Raw genomic sequence first — 19,263 nt, 5'->3', positions numbered from 1 at the left:
AGTTGAAGAAATTCTTTAAAACTTATTTTATAGACACTCTTTCAAGTATGGCTTTGGGGCTTTTTTCTACACTGATTATAGGCAGTATTTTAAATCAGATCGGTGTAGTTTTTCATATCAGTTTTTTAACGGATACGCTTTTTCCCGCACTTAAAACCATGACTGCTCCTGTCATAGCTGTAAGTGTGGCATACGGACTTAAGTCGGATCCTCTGGTAATATTTGCCTGCGGTGGTGCGGGGCTTATCGGAGGAGATCCGATAAGTGCACTGCTTGTGGGTATATCGGGTTCCATTGCAGGAATGCTGGTATCCAAGAGAACAAGTCTCGATATAATCATAACGCCGATAGTAACGGTTATTGTGGGAGGACTTGTCGGATTTTACATAGGACCTATCATGCAGAAGTTCATGCTATTGCTTGGTGAGCTTATAATGAAGTCATGCGAACAGGAACCTCTGATAATGGGGATTTTGGTAAGCGTTATAATGGGTATCATCTTAACGCTCCCTATAAGTTCTGCGGCTCTCGGAATAATGCTTAATCTATCCGGACTTGCTGCGGGTGCAGCGTGTGTCGGCTGTGCTTCTCAGATGATTGGTTTTGCGGTAATGAGTTTTAGAGAAAACAAATTTGAAGGTCTCATATCTCAGGGACTGGGAACCAGTATGCTCCAAATCGCAAATATTATGAAAAAGCCGATATTATTTTTACCGCCTATAATAACAAGTGCGATACTTGGACCGATTTCAACGGTCGTATTTAAAATGACCAATACCGCTTATGGTGCGGGAATGGGAACAAGCGGGCTAGTCGGACAGTTCGGGATGATAGAAGCAATGGGGAGCAGTGCAGGGACTTTTGCAATGATGATACTTATGCATTTTGTTCTTCCGGCTTTTTTGACACTTTTGATAAGTGAGATTTTTAGAAAGAAAAATATAATAAAATCCGGAGATTTAAAATTAGAATTAAAATAGGAGAGATATTATGGAGAAACTTTTTAACAGTACAAGAGATAATGATAATAAGCTGAGTCCGTCAAGAGCTATTATAAAAGGTCTTAGTGATGACGGGGGATTATTTGTTCCTCAGTTTTTGAAAGATGTAAAATTTGATTATAAAGACTTCATCGGTAAATCTTATAATTACATAGCTAAAACTATTTTAGGCGAATTTTTGGATTTTTCAAAAGAACAAATCGATTACTGTGTTGATACAGCTTATAGTTTAAACAACTTTGAAACCGAAGATATATTTAAAGTCGTTGACGTGGAAGACGGACTTTCTATATTGGAATTATTCAGCGGTAACACTATAGCATTCAAAGACTGTGCTCTTTCTATTTTACCTCTTTTATTAAAATGTGCCAAAGAAAATGAAAATGATAAAGATGATGTTTTGATACTTACCGCAACCAGCGGAGACACAGGTAAAGCTGCTTTGGAAGGTTTTCATGATGTAGATGGTATAGACGTTATAGTTTACTATCCTTATAAAGGTGTTTCAAGATTACAGCTGCTTCAAATGCTTACTCAAAAAGGAAGTAATGTTAAGAGTTATGCTGTAAAAGGTAATTTTGATGATACACAGGCGGGAGTTAAAGAAATCTTTAACGACAGTGACTTTGAAAAGGAACTTGAAAAATACGGAGTCAAACTTTCTTCGGCAAATTCAATCAATATAGGAAGACTTCTTCCTCAGGTGGTATATTATTATCACTCATATGTAAGATTAATTGAACAGGGGAAAATCAAGGAAGGGGATAAAGTTAATTTTATAGTTCCTACCGGTAACTTCGGAAATATTTTGGCAGGTTACTACGCTTACTTGACAGGACTGCCTGTAAATAAATTGATTTGTGCTTCCAATGATAATAACGTATTATTTGATTTCTTCAAAAGCGGTACTTATGATAAAAATAGAGAATTTAAAAAGACCATCTCACCTTCAATGGATATTTTGATATCCTCAAATCTTGAAAGACTTATTTATCATATGTATGACGGAGATGATAAAAAAGTAAATGACTTGATGGCAAAGTTAAGTAATGAGGGTAAATATACTATAGACAGTGAATATATGAATAAAGCGGATAATTTTATTGGAGGGTATGCGACAGAAGATGAAATCAGAGAGGTAATAAAAGAAGTATACGAAAAAGATAATTACTTAATGGATACTCATACCGCTGCCGGATATAAGGTATATAAAGATACAAAAGAAGACGATACATATTCTGTTTTATTATCTACGGCTTCACCTTATAAATTTTCAAAAGATGTATATGATTCGATTTTTGATGATGATGTAAAAGCAAGTGACGATGTGGAATATATGTATAAATTAAACGAAAAAACAAAAGTAAATATACCAAAACCTGTAAATAATATCGAAAGCATTGAAAGAAGAGAAGAAGAAGTTATTACAAAAGAAGATATGAGAAATTCTATACTAAAATATATAGAGGGTAAGAAATAATGTTTGAAATAAAAGCTCCCGCAACCAGTGCTAATCTATGCTGCGGATTCGATACTTTTGGACTTGCAGTAACTTTATATAACACTTTCAAAGTAGAAAAATGTGATAAATTTATTTTTGACGGAAAAGAAGAAGATATAAACAATACAAATAATTTGATTTTAACGAGCATGCTTACTACATGTAGATTTTTAAATAAAAAACCTATTGGTGTAAAAGTAGAAGTTAAAAGCGATGTCCCTTCAACCAGAGGTCTTGGGAGTTCCGCTACCTGTGTTGTTGCGGGAATCATAATGGCTTATAAAGTCTTGAATATAGAAGTTGATATCGATGATGTATTTAATATTGCTTCTAGTATCGAAGGTCATCCCGATAATGTTGCACCTTGTATATTCGGCGGGACAACCCTTTCATATAAGGAAGATACGGAGTTCAAATATTACAAGATACATACCAATAAAAAATATAGGATATGTGCGTTTATCCCTCGTTTCAAACTTTCCACAAAGAAGGCAAGAAACGTGCTTCCCGATAAATACTCAAGAGAAGATGTTGTATTTAATATCCAAAGAGCATCTTTGCTTCCTCTAAGCTTGGAAAGAGGCGACAGTGAGTTTGTAAAAGACGCGCTTCAGGATAGGATCCATGAACCTTACAGAAAAGAACTCATCAACGGATATGATGATATAGTAAACTTAACCAAGAAATATGGTTTTGTCGGTACATATCTGTCGGGTGCGGGTCCTACGATAATGGGTGTATATGAAGGAAATATCAATCTTAGAAAACTTGATTATGATATCAAGAAATTAAAAGATAAATATGACTTGTATCCGCTTAAAATCGATTTCGACGGAGTGAAATACTAAAAATAATCCATTTCTATAATTAAAAAACGAATAGTATTACTATTCGTTTTTATTTTTTTAATTAGAACGTTTTATGGGCTGGGGATGTGACTGTTTTAAAATTTTCGAGTAGAAAATTTTAGAAAATCCAGCCACATTAGCCTCCACGGCATTTGAGTGGAGATTTTTTCATACTTTTTAATCTTTTAAAAAGTATTGGGGTTTGGGGTGAAATCCCATAAATGTTAGTCTTCTAACCAAGCACTGAAATCCGCATCGCTCGGCATTCTAAAGTCTCCTCTTGGGCTCAAGCTTACTGACCCTACTTTAGGTGCGTCGGGTGTACAGGAACGTTTGAACTGAGATATAAAAAATCTTTTCATGAAATTATTAAGCCATTTTTCAATCGTTTCATCACTGTATTTGTCTTTAAATGCTTGTTTTGCTAAGAAATGAAGTTTATCTTTCTTTGCTCCAAATCTAATAAAATAATATAAGAAAAAGTCATGAAGTTCATATGGTCCTATATTGTCTTCTGTTTTTTGAGCTATCTTTCCGTCTTTTGTAGGCGGTAACAATTCCGGACTGACAGGTGTATCCAAAATATCCAAAAGGATATCTTTTGTTTTATCGTCACTTATCATCGCAACTGTCCTTACCAAGTGAGAAACCAAAGTTTTCGGAACGCTTGCATTTACTCCGTACATACTCATATGATCGCCGTTATATGTGCACCATCCCAAAGCCATTTCGCTTAAATCTCCGGTTCCTACAAGTATTGCTCCGTTTTTATTTGCCATATCCATAAGCACTTGAGTTCTTTCTCTTGCCTGTGTATTTTCATAGGTCACGTCGTGAATATTTATATCATGTTCTATATCTTTCATATGAAGTGTTGCAGCTTCTTTTATGCTTATTTCTTTAATGGTTACATTTAGAGATTTCATTAAATCCAAAGCATTTGTATATGTCCTGTCAGTTGTCCCAAATCCGGGCATGGTTATTCCTATTATATTTTCGCTTGGAAGATTTAAAAGTTTCATTGTCTGAGTTGCAACTAAAAGTGCAAGTGTAGAGTCAAGACCTCCGGATATCCCTACAACCAATTTTTTCAGTCCTGTATGTTCAAGTCTTTTTGCAAGAGCCGAAGACTGTATGTTAAAAATTTCGTTACATCTTTCTATCCTCTGATTTTCATCGTTTGGCGTAAATGGATGAGGATCTACAAATCTATCGAATTCAGTGATATCAATATCATTTTCAAATTCGCACTCAATTTCTTCATAAAATTCTTCATATTGTTCCCTGCTGTCGCTGAAACTGATATTTTGTCTCCTTTGAAAGTTTAGTTTCTGCAAATCTATATATGCACTGGTAAGTTGATTTTCTCTTTCAAATCGTTTTCCTTTGTTTAGTATGATCCCATTTTCAGCTATCAGAGAACTTCCTCCAAACAGCAAATCGGTGGTGGATTCATGAACCCCGGCAGAAACATATGCGTAAGCACATAAACATTTAGCACTTTGCGATGAAATCAAATTGGTTCTGTACTCATCTTTTGAAACTACTTCATTGCTGGCTGAGATATTTAAAATAAGATTAGCTCCCGATAATGCCAGTTTTGCACTCGGTGCTATAGGTACCCATAAGTCTTCACATACTTCAATTCCAACAGTAAGATCCTTTCTTAATTTAAACAGCATTTGTCCGAAAAAAACTTCCTGTCCTGCCAAAGATAATTCATCTGATACATCTTTACCACTTGCGAACCATCTTTTTTCGTAGAATTCACTGTGAGTTGGGATAAATTCTTTAGGTATTACTCCAAGGATTTCTCCGTTTAAAAATGCTACAGCACAGTTATAAAGCGCATTTTTATATTTTATAGGCATTCCCACAACGATGAAAATGTCATCATCTGCGGTCTTTTCCACAAGTTTTTCCAGTTCTTCTTCACATTTTTCAAGAAGTGTATCCTGAAAAAACAAATCCGCACAAGTATATGAGCTTATGGAAAGTTCCGGCGTTATGAATATTTTTGCTCCTTCTTTTTTTGCTTCTTTTACTAAATTATATATTTCATTTGTATTGTAGCTTGGATTTGCGACCTTAACCTTCGGTACTCCGCACGCTACTTTTATAAATCCGTAATTGTTCATTTTATTTTCCTCTTAAAATATTTATAGATATTTATTATATCATAATTTATCTTTATTTTAAATATTATACAGTTTTAATGGGTTTTATATGCAAAGTATTATTCTACTAATATAAATAAAAATTTGCTTTATTTGGATAAAAATGTTAATTTGCGTTCTTCAATATGTTTCAAACAGCGCAAAGTTTGACATTTAAATTTCTTTGTAGTATACTGAAAAACAAATTATTTAATTTATAAAATTAAAATTTATTGAAAATACACATAGGAGAAAGTAATTGACAAAGAATAAAAGGTTAGCAATATTATTTATTGTAGATGCTTTGATAGTAACATTCAGTTCCATGATGTCTTTATTATTAAGATTTGATTTGTTTACAATTCCATCAAGGTTTTTATATCCTGCGCTTAAGTTTCTCCCTCTTGATATATTTATAGCAATTTTGGTTTTAGCTGTATTCAAAATGTACAACAGGGTATGGACTTATGCTTCTATGGATGAAGTAATGTCTGCGCTTAAGGCATCTGTAGTAATTGAACTAATTTATCTTTTATATCATAAATTTTTTGATGTAGGTATGCCCAGAAGTTATTACTTCTTTGATATTATTTTCTTATTTTTGTTAATTGCTTTATCAAGACTTTCCGTAAGAGTATTTAAAGGTATAATTGCCAGAAGAGAAAAGAGTGCTCTTAAAAGGAATATAATGATAATAGGTGCAGGTTCTGCAGGCTCTCTTCTTATTAAAGAAATCAGAAACGGAATGAAGAGTTATGATGTCGTTTGCATTATTGATGATAATTATAATAAAGTAGGTAAATATATTCATAATATACCTATAGTCGGAGCAAGGGACGATATATTAAATAATATTGCTAAATATGATGTAGATGAAGTGATAATTGCAATGCCTTCCGCTTCTGTAGATACAATAAGAGATATAATTACCATATGTAATCAAACCAGCGTAAAATTAAAAATACTTCCCGCTATAGCAAAGAGTCTTACAAGTTCGCTTACTCAGAAAGTAAGAGAGGTAAATTATGAAGATTTACTTGGCAGAGATGCTGTAGATATAAAAAATAAAGAGCTTAAAAAGTTTGTTGACGGTAAAACCGTAATGGTTACCGGGGGGGGCGGAACAATAGGTTCCGAACTTTGCAGGCAAATAACCGCAAATAATCCTAGAAGGCTTATTGTAGTGGATATATATGAAAATACTGCTTATGAGCTTCAAATGGAGCTTAAAAGAAAATATCCCGACATAGATGTTGTGGTTCTTATTGCTTCTATCAGAGATATGGATAGAATGGAAAGCATATTTAATAAATATAAACCTGAAATAGTTTATCATGCTGCGGCACATAAACATGTTCCTTTAATGGAATATTCACCTAACGAAGCGGTAAAAAACAACTGTAAAGGTACTCTTAATCTCGTTAAATTAGCCGATAAATATAATGTAAAGAGATTTGTCTTGATTTCTACAGATAAAGCTGTCAGACCTACCAATGTTATGGGGGCTACAAAAAGAATTTGTGAAATGATTATTCAAAGCTACAATGCAAAATCAGAAACTGAATTTGTAGCTGTTAGGTTTGGTAATGTTCTTGGCAGCAACGGTTCTGTCATACCTCTGTTTTTAAAACAAATTGAAGAAGGGGGGCCCGTGACAGTCACTCATAAAGAAGTTACGAGGTTCTTTATGACAGTAAGAGAAGCAGTATCTTTGGTTATTCAGGCTGGACTTCTTGCCGAAGGCGGGGAGATATTTGTTCTTGATATGGGTAAACCTGTTAAGATTTATGATCTTGCAGTTAATTTGATAAAGCTTAAAGGCTATATCCCGGGAGAAGAAATAAAGATAGATGTTGTCGGACTCAGACCCGGAGAAAAAATGTATGAAGAAATTCTTATGGAAGAAGAAGGACTTACTGGTACAAAAAATCATATGATATATATAGCAAAACCAGTAAAAATAGAGATTGAAGAATTTTTAAAGGAAGTAGGTAATCTTATAAATGTAGCTTATGAAAATAATGACTATATAATAAGAAATAAAATAAAGAAACTTTGTCCTACCTATGAAGAAGTTAAAAATGATTAAATGATAACTTAATAGGTAAATTATCTTTTATAATATTATTACATATTATAACTTTTTTATTAATACTAGATTAAAAATTATCAAAATTTGTCGATATGGTGTATAATATATGTCTGGCATATAAGGAGATATTTTTATGAAGATTAAAGGTAAAAAAAGTAATGTAATATTTAATATTATTATTATGATTACAATGCTTATTTTTATATTTAGAAATACATTGTTATTAAAACTTGATAGTACTTTTTTTATTGGTTTAAACTTAATAAGTTTCTTTTTATGCATTATCGTTTTTATATATAATTATTTAATATCGATTAAAAATTTTAATTTAAAAAAATTAATAAAAAATAATATAATCATAATTTTATATTTTATTGTTAGGCTTATTACTTTATATATAAAAGATTTTGATAATGCAACTCTCAGAAGTATAGTAATAGAATTTTTCTTATTGGTAATTTTATTTAGAGGACTTACTTTAAACGGAAATAATCCTAAAAAAATATTAAAGCCATGTATTATTATAATATCATTGGTAACGGCATTTTTTATTTTAAGAGTTGTTTATTACCTTTTTACAAGTAGCGGACTAGAAGAGGCATTTTTAAAATCTTTGATATATTCTATCTCCGGTACGACTTTTAATGTAAATCCAAATGATGGAGGAATCCTTGTTACTTTTGTTATTACATTTAGTTTGTTTTATATAGAAAAGAAAGATTATAAATACTATATTAGTATTATTATATCAATATTATATTTGTTTATATCGGGGTGTAGAAGTGCAATAACTGGATTAATTGTTGTGTTGTTATGTTATTTTGTAGTAAAATACCATAAAAGTATAAATTTAAAAAAATTAATGGGTAAAATCTTGTTAATATCTTTGTCTTACTTAATCATAATGATTGCCATTGTAGGGGTTAACAGCAAATTGCTTTCTTTTACGCCATTTGAAAATATATGGAATGCTTACAGTTCTCAAAGGTATATGTTGGATAAATATACTATTTTATCTTTAAAAGATGATTTTTTAATTGGTTTTGGAAGTTATGAATATACGGGACAGAAGAGATATGATTATTTAATGGAAAATATTCCTCAGATGGTAGATGTCAAACTAGGTGCCAATGCGGGATATGCAAGCAAGTATAGGAAACTTAATGCTCATAACGGTTTTCTTGATTTCATTGCAGGAAACGGTTTGATATGCTTGATATTGTTTTTATATTTCTTTATAAATAGGATTAAAAATATAGATGACAAAGTTTGTAAGAAATACTTCTTGCCTATTATATATATGATTGTAGTTTCTAACTTTGAGAACACTATTTTAAACATTATTCCATTCATGTTTTTTCTTATAATATTATTTATAGCATCTATGGAATATGAACAATTAAAAATTAATGAATCAAATGAAAATATTTAAATATGGGAGTTAAAAATGGGAAATAAGGAAAGAATTTTTTTAGCTTCACCACATATGAGTGATGAAGGGTATGAGCAGGGATATATAAAAGAAGCCTTCGATACAAATTGGATAGCACCTCTTGGAGAAAATGTAAATAATTTTGAAAAGGAAATATGTGAAGTTACCGGAGCAAAAGATGCCGCTGCATTGGTTTCGGGAACTTCAGCAATTCATTTGGCTCTTAAACTGTTGGAAGTAAAAAAGAGCGATATAGTATTTTGCCAAAGTCTGACTTTTTCGGCGAGTGCAAATCCTATAATATATGAAAATGCAACGCCTGTTTTTATAGACAGCGACAGGGATACTTGGAATATGAGCCCCAAGGCTTTGGAAACCGCTTTTGAAAAATATAAAGAAAAAGGTATTAAGCCAAAGGCGGTAATTGTTGTACACTTATACGGTATTTGTGCAAAAATAGACGAAATAGCTGAAATATGCAAGAAATATGATACTCCTATTGTTGAAGATGCGGCGGAAAGTTTGGGAAGTATATATAAAGGAAGGATGACTGGAACATTCGGAGATTATGGTATCTTATCTTTTAACGGAAATAAGATAATCACTTCTTCGGGGGGAGGTATGCTTCTTGTTAATACATCCGACAGCAAAGAAAAAGCCGCAAGAGCGAGATTTTTATCTACACAGGCAAGAGAAAATAAAAGGTATTACTATCATAAAGAAGTAGGATACAATTATAGGATGAGTAATATCGTCGCGGGTATAGGTAGGGGACAGCTTAAAGTTTTAGATAAAAGAGTTGAAAAAAAAAGAGAAATTTATTTTCATTATAAAGAAGCATTTAAGGATATTTCTGATATCGAGATGATGCCTATAAATGATGAAGATACCAGATGTAATTGTTGGTTGTCTACCATATTGATAGATGAAAATTCAAAGGTAAAACCTTTGGATGTAATATTAAAGCTTGAAGAAAACAATATAGAAGCAAGACACGTTTGGAACCCTATGCATAAACAGCCTTTCTTTGAAAAATATGATTATATCGACAACGGCGGTGTAGGGGAGTACATATTTAATAATGGAGTTTGTCTTCCTTCCGATACAAAAATGACAAAGGAAGATATGGAAAGGGTAAGTAATATTATAAAGACTCTTTGGGATTAATTATGATTGGAAAACGTACTTTTTATGATAAATATATAAAACGCATTATTGATTTTATATTATCACTTTGCGGTATCATTATTTTAAGTCCCGTTTTATTAATAGTATCATTTTTGGTCAGAGTAAACATTGGTTCTCCGATCCTTTTTAGGCAGGCGAGACCTGGGCTTAATGGAAAAATATTTATGATGTATAAATTTAGGACCATGACCGATGAAAGAGACGAAAACGGAGAACTTTTAGATGATGGGATAAGACTTACAAAGTTTGGTAAAATGCTGAGATCGACCAGTCTTGATGAACTTCCCGAGATGTTTAATATATTAAAAGGCGATATGAGTATAGTAGGACCCAGACCTCTTTTAGTCAAGTATTTGCCTTTATATAATGAAAGACAAGCCCATAGGCATGATGTTAAGCCTGGACTTACGGGATATGCACAGGTCAACGGTAGGAATGCAATAAGCTGGGAAGAGAAGTTTGAACTTGATATATTTTATGTGAATAATGCTTCATTGTTAATGGATATATTTATATTCTTTAAAACGATAAAAAAAGTATTTGTAAAAGAAGGTATCGACAGCGGAACTTCGGTTACGATGGAAGAATTTAAAGGTTCTAAAAATATTGACTTGGAGAAATCTCTTAATGAATAAAGTGATTGTTATAGGCGGAGGCGGACATTCCAAAGTCGTTATAGACATTATAAAGAACAACGGATATGAAGCATCTGAAATTGAAATTTTAGATGACAATTTAGACATCGGCAGTGAAATTTTATCTTGTAAAGTAGTCGGTAAAGTTAAGGACGCTTTAAAATATAATAAAGATACTAAATTTGTTATTGCTATAGGAAATAATGAAGTAAGAGAAAAGATTTCTAAGGAATATAAGCTTGATTATACTACCTTTATTCATCCATCTGCTGTAATCGGGGAAGATGTAAATATCGATAAGGGTAGTGTTATAATGGGTGGTAGTGTTATAAACAGCGGTACCAAAATAGGAAAGCATTCCATAATAAATACTTCTTCTACTATAGATCATGACAGTAATATCGGAGATTTTGTTCATTTATCTCCCGGAGTGCATATGGGTGGGACAGTAAATGTCGGAAACAGGACTTGGATTGGAGTCGCAACTTCCGTTAAGAATAATATATCGATAGGTAAAGATATTATTATCGGTGTCGGAAGTGTCGTGATAAACAACGTTAAAGAAAAAGGAATTTATGTCGGAAATCCTTTAAGAAAAATAAAGTAATCATTTGGGGTAAAAAATATATGAAAGTATGGATTTTAAATCATTATGCAACCAATATGTATTTTGATGAGTCGGGGAGACATCAGAGCTTTGCAAAGTATTTAATTAAAAAAGGTCATGAAGTTAAGATTTTTTGTGCCAGCACCATTCATAACAGTGATGAAATTATTGATTTAAATAATAATTTATATATAGAGAAAAAAGGTAAAGATGAGGTTCCTTATGTTTTTGTTGAAACTACTCCTTATATGGGAAACGGAGTTTCAAGAATAAAAAATATGCTTTCATATTATAAAAATGTTAAGAAAGCGGTAAGTGAGTATATAAAAAAAGAAGGTAAACCCGATGTTATATATGCTTCTTCCGTTCATCCTCTGGCTCTTGTTGCGGGAATTAAAATCAAAAAGAAATTTAATAATATCCCTTGTATAAGTGAAGTTAGGGATTTATGGCCCGAAAGTTTAGTGGAATATGGTATAATAAAAAGAAAGAGTATCATAGCAAAGGTTCTCTACAAAGGAGAAAAGTGGATTTATAAAAAGTCCGATGCGGTTCTTTTTACTATTCCCGGCGGAGAAAATTATATAAAAGACAGGAACTGGACAGAAGCTATTCCTTTAAAGAAAGTCTTTTATATCAATAACGGAGTAGACCTTGAGGAATTTGAAGATAATAAAAATAAATATACTTTTAAAGATGAAGATTTAAATAATGAAAATCTATTCAAAATAGTATATGCAGGCTCCATAAGGGATGTAAATAATGTAGATGAAATCCTTGATATGGCAAAGATTTATAAGGATAAGCATTTAGATAATATCAAGTTTATAATTTACGGTGACGGTCCCAGAAAAGAATCTCTAGAAGAAGTAGCACAAAAATTATCTTTGGATAATGTAGTATTTAAGGGAAGAGTGGAAAAGAAGTATATTCCTTTTATATTATCCAAGAGTGATTTGAATTTAATCAGCGGGATATCCGGAAATATAGGAGCATACGGAGTGAGCTGGAATAAGCTTTTTGAATATATGGCAAGCGGTAAACCCGTATGTGCAAATTATAATCTCGGAGAATTCAATTTAATTGAAGATAATAATATAGGGATATGTAAAAAGTACAATGACCTTAATAAATACTGTGATGATATAGAAAATAAAATAATATCCGATAAAGAGAAGTATTCCAAATTATGTGAGAGCTCAGTAATTGCAAGTGAAGAATTCAGTTTTGATAAACTTACGGATAAATTGATTGATATAATAGATTATGTAGTTAGGTAAAGCAGGGTGAAAAATATGAAAAATGAATTATTAAAAAAGATCGAGAATAAAGAAATAATAGTGGGAGTAGTCGGACTTGGATATGTAGGGCTGCCTTTGGCAGTTGAAAAAGCCAAAGCCGGATATAAGACCATAGGCTTTGATGTTCAGTCTCAGAAAGTGGATATGGTAAACAATGGCGAGAACTATATCGGAGATGTTGTTGACAGTGATTTAAAGAAGTTGACAGAAAATAAAATGATATCTGCCACAACCGATTTCAGTTTCGTAAAAGATGTTGATTTTATTGCTATATGCGTACCGACTCCTCTGGATAAACATCAGCAGCCTGATATTTCTTATGTCAAAAGCTCTACAATAGAAATATCAAAGTATTTAACAAAAGGTACAATGGTAGTATTGGAATCGACTACTTATCCGGGAACTACGGAAGAGCTTATTAAGCCTATTCTGGAAGAAGGCTCGGGACTTAAATGCGGCGAAGATTTTTATCTTGGATTTTCTCCTGAAAGAGTAGACCCCGGTAACCTTATTTATAAAACCAAAAACACTCCGAAAGTTGTGGGAGCGATAGGTAAAGATGCGACAGAAGTGATTGCGGCAATGTACAGTGCGGTTTTGGAAAGCGACATTCATACCGTTTCATCTCCTGCGGTTGCGGAAATGGAAAAGATACTCGAAAATACTTACAGAAACATAAATATAGGTCTTGTAAATGAGCTTGCAATGCTTTGTCACGAAATGGGGATAAGTCTTTGGGAAGTTATTGACGCTGCAAAGACGAAACCTTACGGCTTTCAGGCTTTTTATCCGGGACCGGGACTTGGTGGACATTGTATTCCTTTAGACCCATATTATTTGTCTTGGAAAGCAAGAGAGTATGGTTTTCATACTTCCATGATCGAAAGCTCTATGATGATAAACGATAAAATGCCTGAGTACTGTGTGGAAAGAGCAATGAAAATACTTAACAGACACGGTAAGGCTTTAAGTACATCAAAAGTACTTGTTATGGGGGTTGCATACAAGCAGGATATAGATGACTACCGAGAATCTCCTGCGCTTAGTGTTATAGACATACTGGGGGAAAATGGTGCTGATGTAGATTTTTATGACCCTTTTATCAGCGAATATAAGCATGAAGGAAAGAGCAAAAAGGGAATAGATAAGATAGATGAAAAAATAATATCTTCTTATGATTTGATAATGATAACTACCGCTCACAGTAATGTGGATTATGAAATGGTAAGTAACAATGCTAAAGCTATTTTTGATACAAAGAATGTAATGAAAGATATTAAAAACAGAGATAATTTGGAAGTTTTATAAAATATTTAGGAGAATAGATATGAAATATGCGTTAATAGGCTGCGGCAGGATTTCTACCAACCATATCAAAGCTGCTGTTAATAATGAATTGGAAATAGCTGCTGTATGTGATATTTTAGATGAAAGAATGGAAGAAGTCCTTTCAAAGCATGATTTGCAAAGTGATAAAAGTATAAAAAGGTATAATGATTATAAAGTTATGGTTGAGGAAATCAAGCCCGAGCTTGTGAGTATTGCTACCGAAAGCGGTTCACATGCCGAGATTGCTTTATATTTGATTGATAAAGGTATAAATGTAATAATTGAAAAACCTATGGCGATGAGCATTAAAGACGCTGATGAGATAATAAGACGTTCAAATGAGAAAAATGTAAAAGTATCCGCATGTCATCAAAACAGGTTTAATATTGCCGTTCAAGAGATGAGAAATGCTCTCGAAGCGGGCAGGTTCGGAAAACTTTCTCACGGTTCTATTCATGTAAGATGGAACAGAAACAAGGATTATTACGAGCAGGCTCCTTGGAGAGGCACATGGGCTGAAGACGGCGGAGCATTAATGAACCAGTGTATTCACGGTATAGATTTACTCAGATGGATGCTGGGAGATGAAATCGAAGAGGTTTACGGAGTAACGAAACAACAGTTTCACGATTATCTCGAAGCGGAAGACATTGGTATGGCTGTAGTTAAATTTAAAAACGGTGCCGTTGGTACTATAGAAGGAACCACAAATGTGTATCCTAAAAATCTTGAAGAAACGCTTTATTTGTTCGGGGAAAACGGAACTGTAAAGCTCGGAGGAAAATCTACAAATAATATAGATGTTTGGGATTTTAAAGATGAAACCGAAGAAGACAGCAGGAATAAAGGTTTGGAAGAAGCAACCAGCAACGTTTACGGAAACGGGCATACTTCTTTATTCAAAGATGTAATGAACGCTATTAAAGAAGACAGAAAACCATATGTAGACGCCGTAGCGGGAAGGAATGCTCTTGAACTAGTTTTAAGCGTATATAAATCACAAAAAGAAGGAAGAGCGGTAAAACTTCCTTTAAAAGATTTTTCAAGTATAGATATGAAAGGCGAATTTTAAATGAGCGATTATTTTGTTCATGAATCAAGCTATGTGGATGAAGATGTCATAATTGGTAAAAATACCAAGGTATGGCATTTTTGCCATATACAAAAGGGAGCAAGGATTGGCGAAAACTGTTCTTTCGGACAAAACGTCAACGTCTCGAACAATGTAGTCATAGGTAACGGGTGTAAGGTTCAAAATAATGTGTCTATTTATGAAGGAGTGGAACTTAAAGATCATGTGTTCTGCGGTCCTTCTATGGTATTTACCAATGATTTGACTCCGAGAGCAAAGTATCCAAAGGGGCCTTTGGGGTATAAAAAAACAATTTTGGATACAGGTTCAACAGTAGGAGCAAATGCAACAATAGTTTGCGGTCATAGCTTAGGTAAATGGTGTATGATTGCTTCCGGGGCTGTAGTTACGAAAGATGTTCCCGATCATGCTTTATTTGCGGGCGTTCCCGCTAAACAAATAGGCTGGGTATGCGAGTGCGGAAATATACTCGATGAAAATTTAGCATGTTCTTGTAATAGAAAATACAAAAAAGGAAGCAATGGACTTATAAAAAGGTAGGAATGATAATGATTAAAGTTTGTCATATGACAAGTGCACATAAATCCACTGATGTCAGGATATTTGAAAAAGAATGTGTCTCATTGGCTAAAAAAGAAGAGTATGAAGTATATTTGGTTGCAAAAGGAAAAAGTTACGAGAGTAAGAATGTTCATATAGTGGGAATAGGAACGAATAACAGAGGCAGGATATCCAGAATGTTATTCACTGCTAAAGACATCTACAAAAAGGCTCTTGAGATAAATGCGGATATTTATCATTTTCATGACCCCGAACTTCTTCCTTATGGTCTGAAGCTTAAGAAAAAGGGGAAAAAGGTTATATTTGACAGTCATGAGAATTACAGTGAGCAGATAAAAGAAAAGTATTATATCCCTAAGTTTTTGAGAGGATTTATTTCAAAAATATTCAAAAGTTATGAGAGTAAAGTGAGCAAGAAAATAGATGGATTAATATTTCCTTGTCCGATGTTCGGAAAACATCCTTTTGAGGGTAGAAGCAAACGATGTGTATATATAAATAATACTCCTATATTGGAAGAGCTTTATAATAAATATGAAGAATCGGAAAAAGATTATTCAAAACCTGTTGTTTGCTACGCAGGAGGACTTAATTATAACAGAGGTATAACTCACTTGATAAATGCGTGCTATAAATCAGGTGCAAAACTTATTTTGGGAGGTAATTTTGTGCCTGCATCTTATGGAGAAGAACTTAAAAAGACAGAAGAATACGAATGTGTAGATTTTAGAGGATATTTAAACAGAGATGATATTTTAAATATGTATAAGGAGTCTACCATAGGTGCAAACGTACTTTTAAATGTAGGTCAGTATGCAGTGCTTTCAAATTTATCAACGAAAATATACGAATTTATGTCCATGGGACTTCCCGTTATAAGTAATGATTATCCTTATGCCAGAGAAGTCATTGAAAAATATAACTTCGGAATTGTTGTAAATTCCGATAATATTGATGAAATAGAAAATGCAATTAAATATTTAAGTGAAAATCCAAAAGAAGCCGAGGAAATGGGCAGGAACGGAAGAGATGCAATAAAAGAGCATTTTAACTGGAGTATAGATGAAAAAGTATTATATGATTTGTATGATGATATATTGAAGTGAGGATAGTTATGGAATTCAGAGATTTAAAAACACAATATAAGGTATTAAAAGATGATATAGATAAAGCCGTTGTTGAAGTTATGACTAATTGTAACTTTATAAGCGGCAAGCAAGTAGAGGAATTGGAAAAAGAGCTTGCTGAATATGTCGGAGTTAAACACTGCGTAAGCTGTGCAAACGGTACGGACGCTTTATCTCTTGCTTTAATGGCTTGGTATATAAAAGAGAGCGACGCTGTTTTTGTTCCCGATTTTACATTCTTTGCTTCAGGTGAAGTCGTTTCTCATATAGGAGCTACTCCTGTATTTGTAGATGTGGATAAGGATACTTTTAATATTTCTGCAAAGAGCCTTGAAAATGCTGTATTGAAAGTAAAAAAAGACGGCAGATTAAATCCAAAAGTTGTTGTTGGAGTTGACTTATTTGGTTTGCCCGCTGATTATAATGAAATAAAAAAAGTAGCTGATAAGTATGGACTTTTGATACTTGAAGACGGTGCTCAGGGTTTTGGCGGAGAAATAGAAGGTAAAAAAGCCTGCAGTTTCGGTGATATAAGTACGACTTCATTTTTCCCTGCAAAGCCTCTCGGTTGCTACGGTGATGGAGGTGCTGTTTTTACTGATGATGATAACATATGTGAGCTTTTAAAGTCTTACAGAGTACACGGAAAAGGTGCTATGAAATACGATAATGTAAGGATTGGTGTCAATTCAAGACTCGATACCATTCAAGCGGCAATATTATCTGTTAAATTGAAAGCCTTTAGAGAATATGAGCTTAAAGATATAAATAGGGTAGCTGATAAGTACAGTGAAAAACTTGAGGGAGTGGTGAAAACTCCGTATATACCTAAAGGATTTTATTCAAGTTACGCTCAGTATACCATTACTTTGGATAGTAAAAAAGTCAGAGACGATTTACAAAAATATTTAAAAGATAATGACATTCCTACAATGATTTATTATCCGAAACCAATGCATGAACAAAAAGCATTTGATTATCTAGAATATAAAGGGGAAGATTTTAAGAATACCATTTCCCTTTGTGATACCGTTTTGTCTTTACCTATGCATCCTTATTTAAAAGATGATGAAATCTTACGAGTAACCGATAAGATAAAAGAATTTTTTTACGGAATTAAATAAATGAAAATATTGATAATCGGTAATGCAAATTCCTTTTGGATCAAGGAATATACGGAGTATATCCTCTTAGAGGAGTGTAATGAGATATTTATTGCCAGTAAAAGTGTTATAAATAAAGATTTTAAGGATTTTTATAATAAACATAATATAAATATTTTACAAACAGATAGAGGTACATTTTTATTTGATCGTATACCAAAGTTAAAGACGTTAGTGAATATGTTTAGGAAAGTAAAAAAAGAAGCAGGAAATGGTATGTTTGATGTTATTCATATCCACTCTGTTCCAAGTAACTTTATGATTACTTTCTTAAATAAGTTTATAGTCAGATTTGGTAAAAAAATAGTTTGTACTTACTGGGGGTCTGATTTACTTTCTAAAACCAGAGAACAGCTTATGAAAGCAATACCTTGTTTAGATAAAGCGGAATGTATATCTTATTCTTCTGATGGTATGGACAGCTATTTTCATGAGGTTTTCGGTGATATTTATAATGAAAAGATAGTAAGGGCTAAATTCGGTATATCCATTTATGATGTTATAGATGAAGAAAAGAAACATAAGACAAAAGATGAATGCAAAGAGTTCTTTAATATAGAAAAAGATAAAATAAGTGTCGCTATAGGTTATAACGGAAGTTTAAGACAACAGCATTTAAGAGTTATCAATGAACTGTCTAAGCTTAACAGTGACATCTTGGATAAATTAAATATTGTTATTCAGCTGAGTTATGGTCTTACCTGTGATGAATATAGACAAAATATTATAGACGAAATCAGTAAAATAAATGTTAAACATGTAATAATTAATAATTTTTTGAATAAAGATGAGTCTGCTATGCTTAGGATTGCTACAGATATTTTTATTCATGCACAGGAAAGCGATGCTTTTTCCGCATCTATACAGGAGTGCGTTTACGCAGGTTCTATATTGGTAAATCCATCTTGGATAATGTATAAAGAATTCGATGATATAGGTATAGATTATATAAAATATAATTCATTTGATGAATTGCCTATGATTATTAAGGATATTACCGACGGTAAAATTAAAATCAGTAACAATGGTAAAGTACGGGAATTGTATAAAAAGTATTCATGGAATGCGGTAAAAGAGGATTGGCTTAAATTATATAAATAGTAAACGAGGATGATTTTATGGGGGATAAATTATTTAATAGGATATATATGAATTTTATAAATTATATATATGAAAAGACTCGTCATATATCTGAAGATTTTAAGGCTAAAATAGTTGTTTTTAGCTTT

At 32.7% G+C, this 19,263-nt stretch carries 16 protein-coding genes; 15 read left to right on the top strand and 1 reads right to left on the bottom strand.

The features are described 5' to 3' along the window. Positions 1 to 2 precede the first annotated feature (2 nt). From ANASTE_RS05905 to thrB, 3 genes are read left to right on the top strand one after another with little or no spacing between them, the layout of a single operon-like run. A complete protein-coding gene (locus ANASTE_RS05905; RefSeq protein WP_242648105.1) occupies positions 3 to 980 on the top strand; it encodes a PTS transporter subunit IIC in 978 nt (325 codons plus the stop codon). Positions 981 to 990: 10 nt separating this feature from the next. Then, entirely contained in the window at positions 991 to 2,481 is a 1,491-nt protein-coding gene (gene thrC, locus ANASTE_RS05900) for a threonine synthase (RefSeq protein WP_007050066.1), read from the top strand. Beyond that, a complete protein-coding gene (gene thrB / locus ANASTE_RS05895) occupies positions 2,481 to 3,350 on the top strand; it encodes a homoserine kinase (protein ID WP_007050065.1) in 870 nt (289 codons plus the stop codon). Before thrC ends, thrB begins: the two co-directional genes overlap by 1 nt. A 224-nt stretch (positions 3,351 to 3,574) precedes the next feature. Here thrB and ANASTE_RS05890 read toward each other — a convergent pair whose 3' ends face one another. Beyond that, positions 3,575 to 5,488 (bottom strand): NAD(+) synthase, encoded by a 1,914-nt coding sequence (locus ANASTE_RS05890; protein WP_007050064.1) that lies wholly within the window; start codon positions 5,486 to 5,488, stop codon positions 3,575 to 3,577. Positions 5,489 to 5,765: 277 nt separating this feature from the next. Between ANASTE_RS05890 and ANASTE_RS05885 the strand changes: the two genes are divergently transcribed. From ANASTE_RS05885 to ANASTE_RS05830, 12 genes are all read left to right on the top strand, one after another. Next, positions 5,766 to 7,595 carry a polysaccharide biosynthesis protein gene (locus ANASTE_RS05885; RefSeq protein WP_039945225.1) on the top strand — a complete coding sequence of 610 codons (1,830 nt, stop codon included), beginning with the start codon at positions 5,766 to 5,768 and terminating at the stop codon, positions 7,593 to 7,595. 220 nt (positions 7,596 to 7,815) lie between these two features. After that, positions 7,816 to 9,030, top strand: coding sequence for an O-antigen ligase family protein (locus ANASTE_RS12095; RefSeq protein WP_198004104.1), 1,215 nt, complete (start codon positions 7,816 to 7,818; stop codon positions 9,028 to 9,030). A gap of 15 nt (positions 9,031 to 9,045) precedes the next feature. Continuing rightward, a complete protein-coding gene (locus tag ANASTE_RS05875) occupies positions 9,046 to 10,197 on the top strand; it encodes an aminotransferase class I/II-fold pyridoxal phosphate-dependent enzyme (protein WP_007050061.1) in 1,152 nt (383 codons plus the stop codon). 2 nt (positions 10,198 to 10,199) lie between these two features. Then, positions 10,200 to 10,853, top strand: a complete 654-nt coding sequence (locus ANASTE_RS05870; RefSeq protein WP_007050060.1) for a sugar transferase — start codon at positions 10,200 to 10,202, stop codon at positions 10,851 to 10,853. Next, positions 10,846 to 11,460 carry an acetyltransferase gene (locus ANASTE_RS05865; RefSeq protein WP_007050059.1) on the top strand — a complete coding sequence of 205 codons (615 nt, stop codon included), beginning with the start codon at positions 10,846 to 10,848 and terminating at the stop codon, positions 11,458 to 11,460. Before ANASTE_RS05870 ends, ANASTE_RS05865 begins: the two co-directional genes overlap by 8 nt. A 20-nt stretch (positions 11,461 to 11,480) precedes the next feature. Beyond that, on the top strand, positions 11,481 to 12,740 hold the full coding sequence (locus ANASTE_RS05860) for a glycosyltransferase family 4 protein (protein ID WP_007050058.1): 1,260 nt from the start codon (positions 11,481 to 11,483) through the stop codon (positions 12,738 to 12,740). A gap of 15 nt (positions 12,741 to 12,755) precedes the next feature. Then, positions 12,756 to 14,069, top strand: a complete 1,314-nt coding sequence (locus ANASTE_RS05855; RefSeq protein WP_007050057.1) for a nucleotide sugar dehydrogenase — start codon at positions 12,756 to 12,758, stop codon at positions 14,067 to 14,069. A gap of 19 nt (positions 14,070 to 14,088) precedes the next feature. Continuing rightward, positions 14,089 to 15,162: a Gfo/Idh/MocA family protein gene (locus ANASTE_RS05850; RefSeq protein WP_007050056.1), complete on the top strand. Its 1,074-nt coding sequence runs from the start codon at positions 14,089 to 14,091 to the stop codon at positions 15,160 to 15,162. Continuing rightward, positions 15,163 to 15,723 carry an acyltransferase gene (locus tag ANASTE_RS05845; RefSeq protein ID WP_007050055.1) on the top strand — a complete coding sequence of 187 codons (561 nt, stop codon included), beginning with the start codon at positions 15,163 to 15,165 and terminating at the stop codon, positions 15,721 to 15,723. A gap of 2 nt (positions 15,724 to 15,725) precedes the next feature. Then, positions 15,726 to 16,850: a glycosyltransferase family 4 protein gene (locus ANASTE_RS05840; protein WP_007050054.1), complete on the top strand. Its 1,125-nt coding sequence runs from the start codon at positions 15,726 to 15,728 to the stop codon at positions 16,848 to 16,850. 8 nt (positions 16,851 to 16,858) lie between these two features. Further along, entirely contained in the window at positions 16,859 to 17,995 is a 1,137-nt protein-coding gene (locus ANASTE_RS05835) for a DegT/DnrJ/EryC1/StrS family aminotransferase (RefSeq protein ID WP_007050053.1), read from the top strand. Beyond that, positions 17,996 to 19,135, top strand: coding sequence for a glycosyltransferase family protein (locus ANASTE_RS05830; protein WP_007050052.1), 1,140 nt, complete (start codon positions 17,996 to 17,998; stop codon positions 19,133 to 19,135). Positions 19,136 to 19,263 lie beyond the last annotated feature (128 nt).

Source organism: Anaerofustis stercorihominis DSM 17244 (assembly GCF_000154825.1).
In the GTDB taxonomy this organism is placed as follows: Bacteria; Bacillota; Clostridia; order Eubacteriales; family Anaerofustaceae; genus Anaerofustis; species Anaerofustis stercorihominis.
This window is presented reverse-complemented; position numbering and strand designations above follow the sequence as displayed.

What these genes read in the sequence shown, in the direction of transcription:
- thrC (WP_007050066.1), top strand. Translation starts at nt 991, where the DNA reads ATGGAGAAACTTTTTAACAGTACAAGAGATAATGATAATAAGCTGAGT.
- thrB (WP_007050065.1), top strand. Translation starts at nt 2,481, where the DNA reads ATGTTTGAAATAAAAGCTCCCGCAACCAGTGCTAATCTATGCTGCGGA.
- ANASTE_RS05890 (WP_007050064.1), bottom strand. Translation starts at nt 5,488, where the DNA reads ATGAACAATTACGGATTTATAAAAGTAGCGTGCGGAGTACCGAAGGTT.
- ANASTE_RS05875 (WP_007050061.1), top strand. Translation starts at nt 9,046, where the DNA reads ATGGGAAATAAGGAAAGAATTTTTTTAGCTTCACCACATATGAGTGAT.
- ANASTE_RS05870 (WP_007050060.1), top strand. Translation starts at nt 10,200, where the DNA reads ATGATTGGAAAACGTACTTTTTATGATAAATATATAAAACGCATTATT.
- ANASTE_RS05865 (WP_007050059.1), top strand. Translation starts at nt 10,846, where the DNA reads ATGAATAAAGTGATTGTTATAGGCGGAGGCGGACATTCCAAAGTCGTT.
- ANASTE_RS05860 (WP_007050058.1), top strand. Translation starts at nt 11,481, where the DNA reads ATGAAAGTATGGATTTTAAATCATTATGCAACCAATATGTATTTTGAT.
- ANASTE_RS05855 (WP_007050057.1), top strand. Translation starts at nt 12,756, where the DNA reads ATGAAAAATGAATTATTAAAAAAGATCGAGAATAAAGAAATAATAGTG.
- ANASTE_RS05850 (WP_007050056.1), top strand. Translation starts at nt 14,089, where the DNA reads ATGAAATATGCGTTAATAGGCTGCGGCAGGATTTCTACCAACCATATC.
- ANASTE_RS05845 (WP_007050055.1), top strand. Translation starts at nt 15,163, where the DNA reads ATGAGCGATTATTTTGTTCATGAATCAAGCTATGTGGATGAAGATGTC.
- ANASTE_RS05840 (WP_007050054.1), top strand. Translation starts at nt 15,726, where the DNA reads ATGATAATGATTAAAGTTTGTCATATGACAAGTGCACATAAATCCACT.
- ANASTE_RS05835 (WP_007050053.1), top strand. Translation starts at nt 16,859, where the DNA reads ATGGAATTCAGAGATTTAAAAACACAATATAAGGTATTAAAAGATGAT.
- ANASTE_RS05830 (WP_007050052.1), top strand. Translation starts at nt 17,996, where the DNA reads ATGAAAATATTGATAATCGGTAATGCAAATTCCTTTTGGATCAAGGAA.